The sequence below is a fragment of the uncultured Alistipes sp. genome (genome assembly GCF_902388705.1).
GTDB lineage: Bacteria > Bacteroidota > Bacteroidia > Bacteroidales > Rikenellaceae > Alistipes.
Window position 1 is genome coordinate 99,728 of record NZ_CABMQJ010000005.1, and the last position, 18,041, is coordinate 117,768.

Below are 18,041 nucleotides of genomic sequence, written 5' to 3' on the forward strand. Positions count from 1 at the left end.
TGGGTGTCAGAAGGTGAATTTGGCGCTGAACAGCACCTTGCGCGTCGGCGGATAGGGGCTGTACTCCGTGTCGTAGGTCGAGGAGGCCGTATAGAGGCCTCCGGTGGTCGCCGCTTCGGGCGAAACGCCGTGTACGGCCGTCCAGTAACAGAGCGTATTGCCCGAAACGGTGAGCGTAACGTCGTGTATGCGCAATTTTTTCAGCCATGCCTTGGGGAGCGAGTAGGAGAGCGAGATGTCGCGAAGACAGAGGTAGTCCGCTTTTTCCACGAATATGTTCGAAGTGCGACCGTAGTTGCGGTTGCCCCAGTCGGTGTCGTTGGCCGTAAAACGGGCGTATTTCGTCTTGTCGCCCGGCTGCTTCCAACAGTTCTTTACCTCGTTGACGAGGTTGTAGTTGCAGTTGCCCATCGTCGACTGGAAATAGCGCATCTGCATGTCGTTGCGTACCGAATGCCCGAGCGCATAATCCATGTAGATATTCAGTTTCCAGTTCTTGTAGCGGAACGTATTGCCGATGCCGCCCGTGGAGTGGGGCAGGGCGTAGCCCAGCAGGAATTGGTCTTCGGCGTTGATGATTTCCCGGCCGTCCATCAGCGTCGAGCCCGGGCGGTTCCGCCATTCGTAGTCGCCGATGTCCTTGCGCCCGGCGACCTGCCTGCGGTCGCTGCGGCGGTAACCGCGCGACTGCGAGTCGTACCTGGCGGCGTCGGCCTCGGCCTGCGTTTCGATGATATGGTCTACCACATAGCCGTAGATTCGCCCCATGCGCTCGCCTTCGGCGATGCCGCCGAACTGGCTGCCGTCGCCCACGGTCGTGCCGTTTATCCGGTTCCCGGGATTGCCGTTGTCGGGCAGTTCGAGCACCCGGTTCATGTTGTAGCTGTATGTGAAATCGGTGCACCACGTGAAATCGGCCCGGTCGATGTTGACCGAGGATACCGAAACCTCCGTGCCGTAGAAGCGTACGCGTCCCAGATTGGTCGAAACCGAGTTGTAGCCCGTGGTGTTGGGCAGGCTGATGTCGAACAGCAGGTCTTTCGTCTGCTTGTCGTAGTAATCGAGCGTCACGTTGAGCCTATTGTCGAGCAGGCCGATGTCGAGTCCTGCGTTGAACTGCACGGTCTTCTCCCATATCAGTTCGTTGTTGGGCATCGTGTAGGTCGTCGTCGTCGCATTGCCGTTGTACTTGTAGACCGAGTTGTAGCTGCCGTACGTGTCGTAGAGCCCGATGCCGTTGTTTCCCGTCAGGCCGTAGCTCATGCGCGCCTTGAGCATGCTGACGGCCTTGTTGGCCGGCCAGAACGCCTCTTTGCTCACGACCCAGCCCGCCGAGGCGGCCGGGAAGTAGCCCCAGCGGTGTCCGGCGGCGAATTTCGACGACCCGTCGATACGCATCGTGGCGGAAAAGAGGTAGCGTTCCCGGTAGTCGTAGTTCACACGGCCGAAATAGGAAATCAGGCACTCTTTGGTGCGGGTGCTCCGCGGGTAGTTGGCGATATTCGAAGTGCCGGCATCGAGCACGGGCAGTTTGTCCGAAACGGCGCCCTGCACCCGGACGTCGAAACTGTTGACCTTGTCGAGCATGTATTCGTATCCGGCCACGATGTCGAGGTGGTGCATGCCCCCGAACGATTCGGTATAGTTGGCGTAAGCCTGGAAAACCATCCGGTTGGTCTCCGAGAACCCCTCTTTCATCGGACGTATGCTCGAACCCGTCGTCGGGTTGTCGAGGACGTAGAAGAAACTGCGCGTGTGGCGGTTGTGGTTCATGAACTGGCCGACGAGGCGCAGGCCGTCGACCGGCTCCCAGTCGAGGTTGATATTGGCGGTCGAGCGCTTGATGGTCGAGCCGGCGTTGTCGTAATAATATTTGAAATAGGCCGCCGGAATGGTCGTGTTGTTGGTGCCCAGCGCCGGGGTTCCGGCCAGGTCTGCGCCGGCCTCTTCGCCGTACCAGTCGCGGTGGGTCGCAGGAACCGAAAGGCCGCGGATTACCGAGTTGCGGAGGTTCAGCGGAGTGCTTTCGAATGTCTGCTGTTCGATTTGCGAGTAGTCGAACGTCGTCGAGGCTGTCAGCCTGCGTGTCACCTGGAACGTCGTATTGCCGTGGAACGTGAACCGGGAGTACCCTGTGGTAATCCCGATTCCGCCGTCGTCCGTATAGCCTGCCGAGGCAGCATACCGGATGTTGCCGCCTCCGCCGCTGATGCCGACGTAATAGTTCTGCCAGAATGCGTCGTCGAACCATTGCTTTTGTTGGTCGTTGTCCTGGAAAATGATGGTTTTCCCCGGGTTTACCGGATCCTCGATTCGGCTGTATCCGCGCGGAATGGCCTCTCCGGGCCGGAGATAACGCGTTGTCCAGAGCGAACGGGCCGTGTTGCCCGTTCCCGCGGACTGCTCGCCGCCCAGCACCGTAACCGGGTCGGCGCCGCCGCAGTACCCCTCGGCAATGGCGGGACGCACCGTGCGGATATAGTCCCCGGCGCTCATCAGATCGAATTTTGTCGCCGGGGAGGCCCATGCCCACTGGCCCTCGAACACAATCTGCGGCCCGGAGTAACGGGAGCCCTTCTTCGTCGTGATGAGGATTACGCCGTTCGATGCCCGTGAACCGTATATTCCCGCGGAGGCGGCGTCTTTGAGGATGGAGATGGATTCGATGTCGTTGGGGTTCAGCCCGGCCATTTCGCGTACGATGCCGTCGACCAACACAATCGGGTCGTTGCCCTGGTTGATGGACGAGCCGCCGCGAATCAGGAATTTCGGGTCTGCACCCGGCGTAGCGTTGGTCGTGGCGACCTGCATGCCCGGGATGCGGCCTTTCAGGCCGTCGCCGACCGAATTCACGGGAACCCCTTCGAGCGCCCTGCCGTCGAATTTGCTGATGGCCGAGGTCACCGTTTTGCGCACCTGCGTGCCGTATCCGATGACGATAATGTCCTCCAGCATGGTTTCGTACTCCTCCATTACAACGTCGATGACCGTCCGGCTGCCGACCGGCTCCTCGCGTTCGGCATAGCCGATATACGAATAGAGCAGCACGGCGTCCGGTGCTGCCTGGAGCAGGTAATTGCCGTCGGCACCGACCGTGGTACCCCGCATCGTGTCTTTCACCACGACGGTTGCGCCTACCATCGGTGCACCCGAGGGGTCGGTCACGGTTCCGCGCACCACCACTTTGGTCGTCGCCGTTCCCGCAGGGTCGTAGGTCAGTACGACGATGCGGTCCACGATTTTGTAGCGGTATCCCCGGTTTTTGAACACATCGTCGAGAATCCGTTCGAGCGGCGCTTTCTTCTCACGGATCGACACGTCGCCCAGCACGGCCGAGGAGAGGGCCGACTCGTAGGAGAAGAGCACGCCCGTCTGTCGGGTGAATGCCTCCGTAAAAGTCAGCAGTGTCGCTGCACGGAGCGTAATATCCACATCGTAGGTTGTCTGGGGTGGGGCGCTTCTGCCGTCATCCGCAGCATGGGCCTGCAGACACATGCCGGTCGACAGGAGAAGAAATACCAATTCCAACCGAAAACTGGAATTTTTCTTCATATTTTAAGGTTTGAGATAGGTTTTCAGGTCTTTGTGCCGGGCCTGCGGTGGTCGGCCGCAAGCCCCGGAAGGGTCTATTTGCCGCGGATAACCTCACACTGCTGCCCGGTCATGAATTCGACGATGTCGATGACCTCCTCCAGTGTGTTGCTCCGCAGGAAATTGATGTCGTAACGCTTGGCTGGGTCGGGCGCCGCAATGCGTATGCGCACGCCGTAACTCGTTTCGATGCGGGCGATAATTTCGGCAATCGTGGCGTTCTTCATCGCCACGAGCTGGTAACGCTCGGTCACGAAATGCGAGGCATATATCTCCTCCACCTCGATATCGTCCTGTTCCGCGTCGTACACGGCCCGCTGGTTGGGGCGGAGCCGTATGAGGTTGCTGCCTTCGGGGGTTTGCAGGCGCACCGAACCGCGTTCGAGCACCACCTCCGTCAGCGGGTCGGCATCTTCCGCCCGGACGTTGAATGCGGTGCCCAGCACCCGGATTGCGAGGTCGCGCGTTTCGACGGTAAAGGGACGCCGCTCGTCGTGCGTCACATCGAAATAGGCCTCGCCCGCAAGGCGGACGATACGTTCGTCCCCCTTTTCCACGGCATACTGCAATTCCGTTCCGGCCTGCAGCCATACCTGTGTCCCGTCCCCGAGCCGCAGCGAAGCGACTTCCCCGGTCTGGTTGACATACTTCCGGAAACGTTCGGCCTCCGACAGGTGCATTCCCGCGAACCACGCCGTGCCTACTGCGACGAGGATTACGGCGGCCGCAGCCGCTGCGGAAATCCACCGCCGCCACACGGAGCGCCGTTTCGGGGCCTGGCTTTGCATCGCCTCGTCGGCATCGATACGTGCATTGAGCCGGTGTACCATGGCATTGCAGCGCTCGGTGAGCTTCCGCGACGATAAGGTTTTGTGTGCGCTCCAGATGGCTGCGATTTCGAAATAAAAGCGTCGGTTTTCGTCCGAGGATTCGAGCCATGCGTAAAGCCGCCGCTCCTCGGCCTCGGTCGTCTGCCGGTTCAGGTGCCGGTATAGTACGGTTTCGGGTGTGAATTTCGATATGTCGTCCATGAGGTGTTCCAATGTGTATACTTTTTCGGTTTATACATTATAATACAAACATAGGCGGAAAACTACCTACTCGGTATGCATATTTTTTTTGATTTTTTTGCAGCCTCGCCGCGCAAAACAAGAGACTTTTGATGTGAATCGTTTATATACAGGTTTTTATGAAAAATATCCGGGCGCGGTGAGGCCCGGATATTTTTTGCGGTTCGAATGAATGGAAAGGTCAGCCGTCTGTCAATTCCATTTTTCGAGCAGTTTCCGGGGATAGTTCGTGCAGATGGCGTAGAGCTTGTTCTTGTATGCGAGGTAATACTCCATGTCGACATCCGTATCGGCGTTGTATACGCTCAATTTGAGTTTCGCATCGAGGAAGCTCTGCACCGAGTAGCCGTTCTTGTTGATCGTCTTGCCCTCGTAATACAGGTATTCGGTCGAAATGTTCGCCCACGGGTATCCGTAGGAGATATAGTTTGCCGGATTGCGGAAGCTCATCCATCCGGCGTTGCTGCCGATGGCCCCGGCTGCCGCGAACGAACGCTGCCAGATGGTGACCGGGCTGCTCGGGCTGACGTTGGTCGAATTGCCCGTGACGATGAACTCGCAGAAATTCTGCGCGCCCTTCTCCTTGATGATTTCGCAGGCGCGCTCGCAGGCCCGTGCCGAAGCTTCGCGGCCGGCCTCGGTCGATTTGCCGTCGATGGTGATGTTCTTCACGTCGAGCCACAGGCGTGTCGTCCCGGCTTCGAGCACGATGTCGATGAAATCCGACAGCGAGGGCAGCTGTTCTCCGTTGGGCAGCGTTCCCGCGGCGCGCAGCTCTGCCAGCGTGTGTTCCCACGGCTTGAGGTTGTTGATGTAGCATCCGGCCGCCGCATGCGCCACGACGATGTCGTTGTCACGGGTGAGGTAAATATCGCACTCCGAAGCATAGCAGTTCAGTCCGATGGCGTAGTTGAGCGCCGCCACCGAATTGTCGGGGTACTGCTGGGTTCCGGCTTCCGCCGAACCGCCGCGGTGCGCTACGACCCGGTTGCCGACTTCGGCCGGGGTCTTGATTTCGGTGTCGGGATTCGACGGCCCCGTCCAGTCCTTGAGGGGATCTTCGTCGTCACTGCATCCCGCCGTCAGGCCGGCTGCCACGAGGGCGAAGAGCATAAACATTTTTCTGTATTCCATGGTACTTTCGTTTTTGTTTGTTGTGGGATGTTGGCAGGGGACGGACAGACAAATCCGTCCGTCCCTGCAAACATTATCAGAAGTTTTCGTAGTTTTTCACACAGCGCACCGCCGCACCCGAGCCGTTGCCGATGTCGAAGCCGTCGTCGAACACCAGGTCGGCCGAAGTCGTACAGTAGGCGCGCCACAATGCCTTCTTCGAGGCCGTGGTCTGGCCCATCATCGGAACCAGGCAGTAGAAGCGTACGTTGCCCGAATTGGCGCTGTAGTCGTAGCCGCTCTTATAGAGGCGCCAGCCCTGCGGGTAGAGGTTGAACCCGAATGCTTCGGCGCCGTTCGAAATGACGGTCGCGGGGTTGAATTCGGCATCCAGCCACTCCTTGCAGCGCAGGTGCGCCGCCACGTTGGTCGAGTTTGCGGAGGTCATGGCCCCGTACGATGCCAGCGATGCGGCTACGGGATAGTCCGTATAGGTCTTCGAGGACTCGGAAACCGCATAGAGCAAATCGCGCCAGTCCGACATGTTGGCGATATGCCAGCCGTAGGGGCAGATGCCCTGCAGCTGCATCGTGAGCGACGGGTGTTCGGCTTCCGCCTGCGCATCTCCGTCGGCCGTGGCGGCGTATCCCTTCAGGTCGTTCTTCAGCAGCGGTTCCAGCGTTACGGCGTTACCTACGGCATCGATAACGACCGTGCCTGCGCCGCCCAGCGGGAACGACATCAGCAGCGCCGAGCTCAACGCGCCCGCCGGATCGCCGGTCAGGGTTTCATACGAGCTGTAAAGGCGTCCGTAGACCGAAGCGCGTGTCGTCACGCCGTCGGGCATCATCAGCTCCTTGAGCGTTCCGCCGTTCTCCTCGGTGTCGAACGCCGGATTGCGCATCGTGTACTCCGCCTCGTCGTAGCCGCCCGTCTTCGAGCCGCCGACCAGTCCGCTGCCCAGTTTGTAGGTGCCCATCGAAGCGCCTCCGTTCCAATGCAGACCGGTCGTCATCCAGGTCTTGGTCTTCCCGTCGCGTGTCGCATACTCCTTGGTGGGGTAGTTGGCCAACTCCGATTCGGGCATGCTGTTCAGGGTCGAGATCCGCGTGAAAGCGGCCGTCGAATTCTCCGGCACCACCGTGTTGGCTTCGTCCAGGGCGATGGTCACCTGCAAATTGTTCAGGCCCGCGATGTCGAACGCCAGTTCGGGAGCCGAAGCCTCCGCTGCAGCATCGGCCAGCGCCGTAAGTTTGCCGTCGGACGTCAGCGCATAGCGCGGATAGGAATCGGGTGTGCGCGAGGTCGAAAGAATCACCTTGCCGCTGCGGAAATACTGTTTCAGCCCGAACACCAGGTCGTTCTTGTCCATCTGTGCGGCGTTGTCGAAATCTGCGTGGTGCGGAACTCCGGAACCGAAGATAAAGAGGTAGGTCACGTTTGCCAGCTGCCGCACTTTGATTTCCCGCGTCGCGAGGCTCGTATCCTCCGTTCCGGCGGTGACGGTCACCGTCGCCTCCCGGGTGTCGGTGGGCGAGAGGTTCTCCGAGGCAGCCAGGACAAGCGTTCCCGCATCCCTGTCGAGCGTGCAGGTGAGCCAGTCGTCCTCTTTACCCACTTGGGCTGTCACCGTTGATACCGGCATGTTGGTTTCGAACGTCACCGTGACTTCCGCGGGGTCGATTGCCATCATCTCGACCGGTCCCTCTGTCGAGAGGTCGAGCGTGGCGTCGGGTTTCAGTCCGGTCTGCGTGATTGTGAAATCGGCCGTTTCGCCGGTTTTCGGGAGCGTGATGCGCAGCGTTCCCGTGCGCTTGTAGTGCGTATTGGCGGCACAGGTGATGCGCAGCGCCTTCTCCACCACGCCGTCGGGCGAGGCGGTGTGGTAGTCGAGTGTCGCCCAGTCGGTGCCGACCAGCGCGGCATCCCAACCGGTGTACATCTTACCGTAAGGGTTGATTGTCACGATATAGGTGCCGAACGCCGCGCCGTCCGAAGTGCGTCCGTCGGCGTTGAAGCTGATTGCGGCGGGCGAGATCGATACGCGCGCAGCCGTAGCCTGTATGTCGGCGTCGGTGCCTGATTCATAACAGCCTGTGAACATTGCCGCCACGGCGGTCGCCAGCAGGCCCATTATTGTTTTTCTCATAGCTGAATTTCTGTTTATCGGGTTAATGTTCCGGCTGTTACGACCAGCCGTTCGTCTGCGTGATCTTGGTGTTCTTGTTGATCGCGGATTTCGAAACGGGGAAGAGGTAGATGTTGGGGTTCGTGGAACCTCCCACGCCGCCCTCGACGCCTGTATTCGGCCAGTATTTCAACGGGCAGTAGGTGTCGATGTATCCCAGGCGGATATAGGTGAACCAGATATTGCCCTCCTCGGCGAACTCCCAGCGGCTCTCCCTGGCGAGCGCTTCGAGTACGTCCTGCTGCGAGGTCGATGTGTAGAAATTCGCTTTCCCGTAGGCCCGTTCGGCCACGACGTTCAGTTCGTCGAGCGCCTCCTTGTAGAGCTTTTTATAGTAGTTGAGCTCGGCGCGGAACATATAATACTGCGCATAGCGGTAGAGGATGATGTCGTCGTCGTAGAGCAGCGTTCCCGAGGACCAGTCGCCCGTGAATTTGTTGGGCCACTCGACTTTTTCGTACATGTCGCTCATCCCGGTGCGCTCCTGGTAGGTCACGTCGGTGCGCTGGTCGTTGTGCTGCTCCTTGTTGGCTTTCAATTCGTCGATAAACTCGTCGGCGAAGCAGAACCACTGGTTGCTCGACACGGGTACGCCTCCCTCGGCGTTGCGGTATGCAGCCCTGATTTGCGTGGAGCCCCAGATAAAGCGCTGGATATAGCTGGCCGAATGCACCTCGTTGGTCGCATCGACGTGGAGCGAAAACATGATTTCCTTGTTGCACTTGTTCTTCACGTCGAACACGTCGGCGAACTTCTGCAGCAGCGGCGTGCGGGTAATCGCGTTCAGCGCGCCCTCGGCCATCGTCAGGTAGGAGTCGCCGCCTTTCTGTGCGGCGTACATCCACAGCGCGAAATCGGCTTTCAGCATGTTGACGTTGTCGACCGTCGCGTTGTAGCAGCCGCCCGTGTTGGTGGTGACGTACGTGAGCGCGCTTTCTATGTCCTGCGCCACCTGTGCGTACACCTCCGATTTCGGGGCCCGCGAGGGATAGATTTCCGCCCCGGTGCTTTCGGTCGGCGTCAGGATGACGGGTACGTCGCCCCAAACGCGTGCGAGCCAGTAATAGACGTATGCACGAACGAAATAGGCATTGCCCAGGCAGTAGCTGCGGCTCTCCTCGGACATGTCGACCGAGGGGGCGTATTTGATTACCGAGTTGCACTGGTTGATGCAGGTGTAGAGGTCGGTCCAACTCGTTGTCGAGGTGCTGGCGTTGAGCGTGCTGTGCAGCACGTCGAGCATGTCCGAATCCATCAGCGAACGGTGCGTGCCGCGGTCCCACATGGCGGGCCCCACACGCAGTTCGCCCCAGAAGAAGTGGTTCGTGTAGTTCTGCCGGAAAATGTCGCGCAGCTCGAAAAAGATGCCTGTCGTGGCACCCGTAACGTCGCTTTCGTCCACCCACATATTGGTGCTGTTGAGCTGGTCGGAATTGACGATGTCGAGATCGCACCCTGCGAGCGTCATCGAGGCGGCGCCTATTGCAGCGATATAGATTTTCTTGAGTTTCATAATCTGTTAATCCGAATTAGTTGTTGTAATGAGGTCTGTTTCAGAACGTAGCCTTGAGGCTGAACATCACTTTGCGGGTGGGCGGATAGATGTTGAAGTCCGCGGAGCTGGTGTTCACCGCGCTGTACATGCCCGTGCTCGAGCCCGAGGAGGCCACGGCCGATTCGGGCGATACGCCTTTGACCTTCGTCCAGTATACCAGCGTATTGCCGCTTACCGAGAGCGTCAGGTTGCCCAGCCCGAGTTTGCCTATCCAGCGCTTGGGGAAGCTGTACGACAGCGTCACGTCGCGCAGGCAGAGGTAGTCGCCCTTCTGCACGTTGATGTTCGACGGGCGCGAGTAGTTCTTGTTGCCGCCGTCGGCGTCGTTGGGCGAGAGGCGTGCGAGGTTGGTGTTGTCGCCCGGTTTCTGCCAGCAGTCGTTGGCATCGTAGATGAGGTTCCAGTTGCAGTTGCCCATCGAGGTCTGCAGGCCGCGCGTATACATGTAGTTGTAGACGGAGTGTCCCAATGCGTAGTCGACGTAGATCGACAGTGACAGGTTCCTGTACTTGAACGTGTTGTTCATGCCGCCGGTGGAGTGGGGCGTTACGTATCCCAGCAGGAACATGTCTTCGTCGTTGATTTGCTCCTGCCCGTCGGCCGTCAGTGCCGAGCCAGCACGGTTCTTCCACTCGTAGTCGCCGATGTCCTTGCGGCCGGCTATCGAGCGCCCGTCCGCGCGGCGTATGCCGTGCGAATTGACGTCGTACAGCGCCGCGTCGGCCTGCGCTTCGGTTTCGATGATATAGGCCGTCTTGTAGCCGTAGATGCGGCCCATGCGTTCACCCACGGCCGTGCCGCCGAAGCGGTACCCCGACTCCGACATTTTATAGCCGCCGATGCGCCATGCGTCCTTGCCGTTGATGTCCGTATATTTGTATTCGTCGGGCAGCGATAACACCTTGTTCATATTGAACGAGTAGGTGAAATCGGTCGTCCAGGTGAAGTTCTTGCTCTGGATGTTGACCGTCGAAAGTTCTATTTCAGCGCCGTAGAAGCGTACCGAGCCGACGTTCTGCCGGGCCGAGCCGTAGCCCGACGTGTCGGGCAGCGTAACGCTGAAGAGCAGGTCGGTTGTCTTTTTGTTGTAATAGTCGGCGGCCAGGCGGATGCGGTCGTTGAAAAAGCCCAGATCGACACCGATGTCCAGCTGGTGGGTCGTTTCCCACTTCAGCTTCATGTTGGGCAGGGCCGTGGGCAGGATGGCGCCCGCGCCGTTGTAGATGGACGTCGCGCCGAAACCTCCGTATGCGTCGTAGAGGCCGATGTAGTTGTTGCCCGTCAGGCCGTACGATGCGCGAATCTTGAAGTTGTTGAAATTACGCACGTTCCAGAATTTCTCCTCGGAAACGACCCAGCCGGCCGAAGCTGCGGGGAAATATCCCCAGCGGTTGTCGGCTGCGAACTTCGACGAGCCGTCGGCGCGGAACGTGAACATGAAGAGGTACTTTTTCATGTAATCGTAGTTCAGGCGGCCGAAATAGGAGGAGAGCGCCTCGTTCGTGTTGGTATCCGCCCATCCCGTTGCGTCGGTGCCGGCGGCCAGTGTCGGCACCTTGTCCGAATCCGCGCCCGTGACGGTGAGCGAAAGGCCGTTGACCGTGTTTTTCATGTAGTCGTAGCCGACCGTGGCCTCTATCGTATGATGCTGTGCAAAGGTCTTGCGGTAATTCAGGTATCCCTGCGTGCTCAAACGGTTCGTCTGTCCCCATTTTTCGTAGGTGCGGCGCTGGTTCGAGATGGCGTTGCCCGCCAGGCGCTGGTTGTCTATCCGGTAGTAATTGTGGTTGGCCACCTGCACGACGGCGCGCAGTCCGTCGATGATTTCCCATTCGAGGTTGAAGTTGGCCGTCATGCGGCGCGCGGTGTAGTTGCTCGTGTAATAGCGGTCGAACCAGGCGGCCGAGATGGTCGTATTGTTGGTTCCCTGCGCGGGCGTGCCGTCTTCGAGGTAGTCGCGGTGCGTGGCGGGCATGAACATGCCGCGGCCCACGGTCGTCCAGTAAGTGGCGATGCCCGACGAGGGCAGCGTATTGCCTTTCGTTTCCGAATAGTCGAATATGGTCGTTGCCTTCAGGTTCTTGAGTATCTTGAACGAGGTGTTGCCGTGGAACGTGAAACGCGAGAAGTCGGTGTTGATGCCGATACCGCCGTCCTTCGTATATCCGGCCGATGCGGCGTACTGCACCTTGTCGTTGCCGCCGTTGACGCCCACGTAGTAATTCATCCAGAACGAGTCGTCGAACCACTGTTTCTGCTGGTCGTTGTCCTGGTAGGCGATCAGTTTCGAGTGGTCGAGCGGGTCTACCATCACTTTCCATCCTGCGGGAACGTCGGCCGGGGTATCGACGAATTTCGGCGTCCAGACCGAATTGTCGCCGTTGCCGATACCTGCCGAGTTGGCGCCCGTCAGGATGCCCGAGCCGTAAGCGTAGGTCGACGGATACTCGGCCAGCATCTTACGCATGGTTTTGAGGTAGTCCCCGCCGTTCATCAGGTCGAACCGTACGGCCGGCGAAGTCCATGCCGCCTGCGCTTCGAAAGTCACCTGCGGGCCCCTGGCCATGCTGCCTTTCTTGGTCGTGATGAGGATTACGCCGTTCGATGCACGTGCACCGTAGATACCCGCCGAAGCGGCGTCTTTCAGGATTTCGATCGATTCGATGTCGTTGGGGTTCAGGCCGGTCATTTCGCGGTTCACGCCGTCGACGATGACAATCGGGGCATTCGACTGGTTGATCGACGAACCGCCGCGAATCAGGAATACGGGATCCGATCCCGGCTGGTTGTCGGCCGTCGACACGCGTACGCCGCCGACACGTCCTTTCAGCGCGTCGCCGATCGAGTTGACCGGGACTCCCGCCAGTTTCTCGCCGTCGACCTTGGAGATTGACGCCGTAATCGTGCGGCGCGACTGGGTGCCGTAACCGACGACGACCACGTCGTCCACGAGCAGCGCATCCTCCTCGAGCGTCACGTCGACCGTCGACCGCGAGCCGACGGGCACTTCCTGTTTCTTATAGCCGATAAAGCTGATTTCGAGCGTCGCGTCCGGGGCTGCGGAGATCGAGTAGCGTCCGTCGATTCCCGACGTTGCGCCCGTAGCGGTTCCCGCCACGATGATGGTGGCGCCGATTACCGGCTCTCCCTTCGTATCCCTGACAGTACCCGTTACGAGGTTGCCCTGTGCCTGTGCGCCCACGCCGCACAGGAGCAACGCAATTATACATGCACTTTTCAGAAGTGCCGTAAGTACTCTTTTCATATAGGTTTCTTGTTGTTTGATAAATGATTTTCTACTTCTGTCCGAACGTGATGCCCGATACCGTTCCCTCGTCGAAGCCTACGGCCAGTTGGGCGTAGTTCTCTGCGGTGAGCGCCGTGTCGTTCACACTGCCGCCTGCGACACAGTCGGTAACGCTCTTCCGGTTCCAGCCCACGACCGAGCCCGCATGCAGGGCGCATGTTATCGAGCCGTAGTTCTTTCCCCCGGCGACGGCACCCACATCGTTGCGTCCGACGATTCCACCGGCGGCCAGCAAGGTCGAACTGCCTGCGGCCGTAGCCTGCACCGCGCCGTTGTTGGTATTGCCCGTGACGTTCGATTTGTCCGCGGTGTTGTAGTCATAGCCTACGATGCCGCCTGCATACGACGTCTTGCCCGACTGTGTGTTGTGCATCGAAACCGCGCCGTTGTTGGTATTGTTGGTGGCGTGGCCCGATTTGATAATGCCTGCTATGCCGCCTGTGCCGATATTCGCATTGCTCGAGTTCACCGTTGCGGAAACATTGCCGCTGTTCGTGCAGCCGTTCGTCGTGGCCGCTCCGTCCGTACCGTCGTAGAATCCGACGATGCCGCCCGCCGCTTCCCAGTTGTTGGCCGTTTTGGCGATGGCAAGGGTAATGTCGCCGCTGTTGGAACAGCCGTCGATCGTGCTGGCGTTATGCGTGCCGACGATGCCGCCGATACGGCTTACCTGCAATTTGTCAGAGGTTACGGCGGCTTTGTTGGTGCAATTCAGGATTTTCGCGTCGCTGTACGTCTGGCCCGTGATGCCGCCGATACAGAGGTATCCGGCGCCTGCGGCGTTAGCCTGCACGAATTCGACTGCCGCTTCGTTCGCACACTCCCGGATTGTCGCGCCGTAGGTCACCCCGGCGATACCGCCGATAAAGCAGTTGCCGTTCATGTTCGAGCGGACGATGCCCTTGTTCGTACATTTGTCGAGCGTCAGCGTCGGACACGCATCCACGATATAGGCGACGATGCCGCCGATACGGTGGGCTGCCGAAGCCGTGGCATTGTCGAAGCTGACCTCACCCGCATTGGTGCAGTTGCTGATGGTTGTGTTGAGCGCGGTTTTCGTCACCGAGGCTGCGACGCCGGCCACGGCGTTGCCCAGCCCGAGCGTCGTCGTCACGGCCGCGTAGTTATGGCTGTCGTCCATCTGGACGGAACCTGCCGCATCGCCCGGGCCGTCGATGATGCCCGCAAGACCGGCCACATAGCTGGCCGCGCCCGCCGATGCGACATTGCTCACCGTGCCGTAGTTTTTACAGCCGCTCATCCGCCCGTTGTAAAGGCTTCCGACGATGCCGCCTACGCGCGACTTGCATTTCGAATCGGCCGTGACCGTCACGGGTACGAAGCTGATTATGCCGTCGAGCACGTTGTTCGACTGCGCGACGATGCCTGCATAGCACCAGGTGTCGGTGTCGGCGCTGTATTTCAGTTCGACTTTGCTCACGCCGTCGTAGGTCGCACCGTCTTTCGAGCCGAAGACGACGTTCGAAATCGAACCTTTGGCATAGGCGAAGAATCCGGCGTAACGGCTGTCGGTCGATACGTTGATGTTGTAGATGCGGTGGCCGTTGCCGTTGAATGTTCCGGTGAAATTCTCTACCGGCGTCCATGCGGCGTTCTGCATGTCGATGTCGGCCTCGAGGTCGACGATGGCGCCGCCGTTGTCGTTCGCGCACTCCTGCGCAAAGCCCAGCATATCTTCGTAGCTGGCGATTTTAAGGCGGAAGAAGAGGTTGGTATTGGCCCCGATGCAGTTGCCTGTGAAAGCCAGCTGCCGGTCTGCGAGCAGGTTTTTGACGAAAACGCTCTCGTCGGTGCAGGTAATCGTCGCTTTCAGGCCGCCGCTCACCCGGGTGCCGCTGGCAATCAGGAAATTCACCGTCTGCGCCTGCACGAGCGACATTTCGCCGATGTTCATCGTGATGACATCGGATACCTGCGCTTCTTCGCCGACCGTGATTGTCCCCGTTTTGGGGTCTATCGCAGCCTCCGAAACGGCCAGGTGGCCCTCGACGCCGTCGGCATCGAGAGGCTCCAGCGTAATTTTGGAGATGGTTTTCGTCGCTTCTTCGCCGATGGTCAGCGAGAGCACCGAGGCCAGCGGTTTGAATCGCAGGGCGACGCTTCCCTCTGCGGACGCGGCGTCGGCTTCATAGGCATACATCGGCAGCGAGGTGCTCGTCTGGTCGGCATCGACGGCGAAGATGCCGTTTACGGCCTTGAAATAGGCCTTCAGTTCGCCGCGGACATCCGCCGGGAGCGAGAGTGCAGCCGGGTGGAATTCGGCGCTGGCGCCCATGCCTGACGTTTCGTACACGTAGGCTATTCCCTTGTAATCGACGATGATCTGGTCGCCCTCCTGCCAGAGGGGAGCATACGCGTCGCCGTTTCCGTCGATGGCCGGAATGGCGTCGATCGTCGCGAGAATCGTTACGGCATCTTTCGACGGCTCTTCGACGGGAGCCACTTTCGGATGCGTGTAATCCTCTGAACAACCTGCAATTAAGAGTATTGCAGATGCAAAAAGAAAAATTTTCCTCATGGTTTTTTTAAGTTAGTTGAGAAATTGTTTGGTTTGAGAAAATGTTATTGTCGGATTGGTTTTCGCTGCTTTGCGCACAGGGCGGAATCGGGGTATTCCGTGGCAGAAGTCGCCCCGGGCAACCGAGCCGGCGCAGGTTTACATTTCGTCGGCCGTTCCCGCGGTGCGGGGCGCAGCCGGGTGGATGCATGCGGCGTATTCGGACGGAATCGGGCCGCCGGGACGGGATGTGCGGCGGCAGGAACGGGCAGCACCCGTGCGCCCGGGCGTATTTCCGCCCGGCGGGAAGGCCGTTGCCGAAATGGCAGGGGATGCCATTGCAGGTAGTTTTTTCATCGGTCGTGTAGTTTTGGTCGTGTTATAATACATACAGCCGATTTCCGGAAACCACTTACCGGATTTACAAAAAAATGAAGCCCGGGACCTTTGCAGGAGCCCCGGGCTTTCATTCGGAAATATATAGGTGTGACCGCTCTGCGGCGGCGGTGTTTTTCGGCTATGCCCCGCGCATGAAAAGCAGCGAAAGCAGCAGCAACAACTGCTCCGCAGAGAGTTTGCGGCGCAGCTGCTTGAGCGCCGAATACATGTGGTTCTCGACCGTGCGGGTCGAGATGCCGAGCTGTTCGCTGATTTCGCGGTTGGAGAGGTCTTCGATATAACTCAACCGGAATACCTCGCGGCATTTGGGCGGCAGCGCCTCGATGGCCGCATCGAGGCTGGCGCGCAAATCGTCGGTATAGAGTTTCTTGATAACCGGGCTGTTGTCGGGCGCATAATAGGCACTGCCCATCGACGCAATCCGCTCCTGATAATAATTGCGGTAATCGCTGGCCCGCTTGTTTTTGTCCAGGTAATTGAGCGATCGGTTGTAAACCGAACGCAGCAGGTACTTGTACAGGGAGTTGGAATCGTCGAGCGTCTCGCGGCGCTGCCATACGTTGTAGAAAACATCCTGCACGACATCCTCGGCCCAGTCGTCCTTGAGGAACAGGCGGGCATACGACACCAGCATGGGGTAGTATTTGGTACACAACTGGTCAAACGCCTCGCGGTCGCCCTCCCTGACCCGTGATATAAGCGGAATTTTCTCCATCGGATGATTTGATTCGGTACAAAAATAAACATTATCGCGGAACGAAACAACCGCCGGCTTCTTATTTTAATTTTTTTGTAATCCGGTTAGGTGGTTTCCGGAAGTCGTTTGTATTTATTATGACACGACCAAACTACACGACCGATGACAACCATTCCGATTCCGGCATTCTCGCCGTTTTCCGCTTTCCGGCGGCTGCTTAATATATGCAGACCGTTTCAGGCACTGCCGGTTGCCGACCGTTCGCATGCTGTCTTTTTGTCCGGCCGGGCACCTCGGGCAGACAGTTCGTGCCGCTGGACCTACCGTTCGGACGCGGAACGCCCCGGCCGGTTGCTCTGGCAAACGCTCACCGAAGTCTTGTATTCTCCCCGGATGCGGGGGCAAAATATCTTTTTCCTGTTTTTAATAAACCATAAAGAATGAAGAAAGCTATACAATTCGGTGCCGGGAATATCGGCCGCGGGTTCATCGGTGCCGTGCTGGAGCAGGCGGGCTACCATGTGGTATTCGCCGACGTGAACGACCAGATCGTCGGCCGTATCAACGAAGACAAGGCCTACACGGTGCAGGTCATGGATACCGTGTGCGAAGAGCTGCGCGTCACGAATATCTCGGCCGTCGACTCCCGGAGCCCCGAGCTGGCGCAGCAGATTGCCGACGCGGAAATCGTCACTACGGCCGTCGGGCTTACCGTCCTGCCCCGCATTGCCGGGGCTGTCGCTGCGGGCATTGCCGCACGCAGGGAGCAGGGTGTCGAACAGCCGCTCAACATTATTGCCTGCGAAAACGGCGTCCGCGCCTCATCCCAGCTTAAGGCGGCCGTCATGGAGCACCTCGACGATGGGCAGCGGGCCTGGTGCGACGAGTTCGTCGGCTTCCCCGACTGTTCGGTAGACCGCATCGTACCGCCCGTCAAGAGCGAAAACCCGATCGACGTAGTCGTCGAGCGGTTTTTCGAATGGAATGTCGAACGCGATGCTTTCAGGGGCCCCGTGCCGGAAATCCCCGGCATGAATCCCGCCGACAATCTGATTGCCTATATCGAGCGCAAACTTTTCACGCTCAACACGGGCCACGCCGTCACCGCCTACCTGGGCCGGATGAAAGGCTACATGACCATCTGCCAGAGCATTTCCGACGAACAGATACACGCCATCGTCAAGGCCGCCATGCGCGAGAGCGGGCGCGGCCTCGTGGCGCGCTACGATTTCGACCGCGACGCCCATTTCGCCTATATCGACAAAATCATCGGCCGCTTTATGAATCCCTACCTTTGCGACGACGTGACCCGCGTAGGCCGGGAGCCGCTGCGCAAACTCTCGGCAGGCGACCGCCTCGTCAAGCCGGTGCTTACGGCCCGCCAGTACGGTATCGCCACACCCCACCTGCTGCTGGGCATCGGCGCCGCGCTCCACTACGACAACCCCGAAGACGCGCAGAGCGTCGAAATGCTCCGCATGATCGGACAGTCGGGCGTCAAAGAGGCCGTGGCCCGTATCGCCGGGCTTCCCGCCACCGATCCGCTGCCGGCGCTCGCAGCACAGGCATATACCGAAGTAGAACGAACCATCCGTTAATTCCG

The 18,041-nt window shown here is 59.3% G+C and carries 10 protein-coding genes; 1 reads left to right on the forward strand and 9 read right to left on the reverse strand.

The genetic code is table 11. The features are described from left to right. Nucleotides 1-6: 6 nt before the first annotated feature. The 9 genes from QZT71_RS03155 to QZT71_RS03195 all read right to left on the reverse strand — a co-directional run bounded on the left by QZT71_RS03155 (nucleotide 7) and on the right by QZT71_RS03195 (nucleotide 16,456). Entirely contained in the window at nucleotides 7-3,552 is a 3,546-nt protein-coding gene (locus tag QZT71_RS03155; protein ID WP_295912338.1) for a SusC/RagA family TonB-linked outer membrane protein, read from the reverse strand. Nucleotides 3,553-3,626: 74 nt separating this feature from the next. Continuing rightward, complete coding sequence (locus QZT71_RS03160) at nucleotides 3,627-4,634, reverse strand: FecR family protein (RefSeq protein WP_295912341.1); 1,008 nt, start codon at nucleotides 4,632-4,634, stop codon at nucleotides 3,627-3,629. Nucleotides 4,635-4,853: 219 nt separating this feature from the next. Further along, nucleotides 4,854-5,795, reverse strand: coding sequence for a glycerophosphodiester phosphodiesterase family protein (locus QZT71_RS03165; RefSeq protein ID WP_295912344.1), 942 nt, complete (start codon nucleotides 5,793-5,795; stop codon nucleotides 4,854-4,856). 76 nt (nucleotides 5,796-5,871) lie between these two features. Beyond that, entirely contained in the window at nucleotides 5,872-7,923 is a 2,052-nt protein-coding gene (locus QZT71_RS03170; protein WP_295912347.1) for an FISUMP domain-containing protein, read from the reverse strand. 37 nt (nucleotides 7,924-7,960) lie between these two features. Continuing rightward, entirely contained in the window at nucleotides 7,961-9,475 is a 1,515-nt protein-coding gene (locus QZT71_RS03175; RefSeq protein WP_295912350.1) for a RagB/SusD family nutrient uptake outer membrane protein, read from the reverse strand. 40 nt (nucleotides 9,476-9,515) lie between these two features. Continuing rightward, nucleotides 9,516-12,782: a TonB-dependent receptor gene (locus tag QZT71_RS03180; RefSeq protein WP_295912352.1), complete on the reverse strand. Its 3,267-nt coding sequence runs from the start codon at nucleotides 12,780-12,782 to the stop codon at nucleotides 9,516-9,518. Nucleotides 12,783-12,813: 31 nt separating this feature from the next. Then, nucleotides 12,814-15,288, reverse strand: a complete 2,475-nt coding sequence (locus tag QZT71_RS03185; protein ID WP_295912353.1) for a hypothetical protein — start codon at nucleotides 15,286-15,288, stop codon at nucleotides 12,814-12,816. A 213-nt stretch (nucleotides 15,289-15,501) separates the two neighbouring features. Next, nucleotides 15,502-15,699 (reverse strand): hypothetical protein, encoded by a 198-nt coding sequence (locus tag QZT71_RS03190; RefSeq protein WP_295912355.1) that lies wholly within the window; start codon nucleotides 15,697-15,699, stop codon nucleotides 15,502-15,504. 160 nt (nucleotides 15,700-15,859) lie between these two features. After that, nucleotides 15,860-16,456 carry an RNA polymerase sigma-70 factor gene (locus tag QZT71_RS03195; protein ID WP_295912357.1) on the reverse strand — a complete coding sequence of 199 codons (597 nt, stop codon included), beginning with the start codon at nucleotides 16,454-16,456 and terminating at the stop codon, nucleotides 15,860-15,862. 422 nt (nucleotides 16,457-16,878) lie between these two features. Here QZT71_RS03195 and QZT71_RS03200 point away from each other — a divergent pair, with 422 nt between their 5' ends. Then, nucleotides 16,879-18,036 (forward strand): mannitol-1-phosphate 5-dehydrogenase, encoded by a 1,158-nt coding sequence (locus QZT71_RS03200; protein ID WP_295912358.1) that lies wholly within the window; start codon nucleotides 16,879-16,881, stop codon nucleotides 18,034-18,036. The last annotated feature ends 5 nt before the right edge of the window (nucleotides 18,037-18,041 follow it).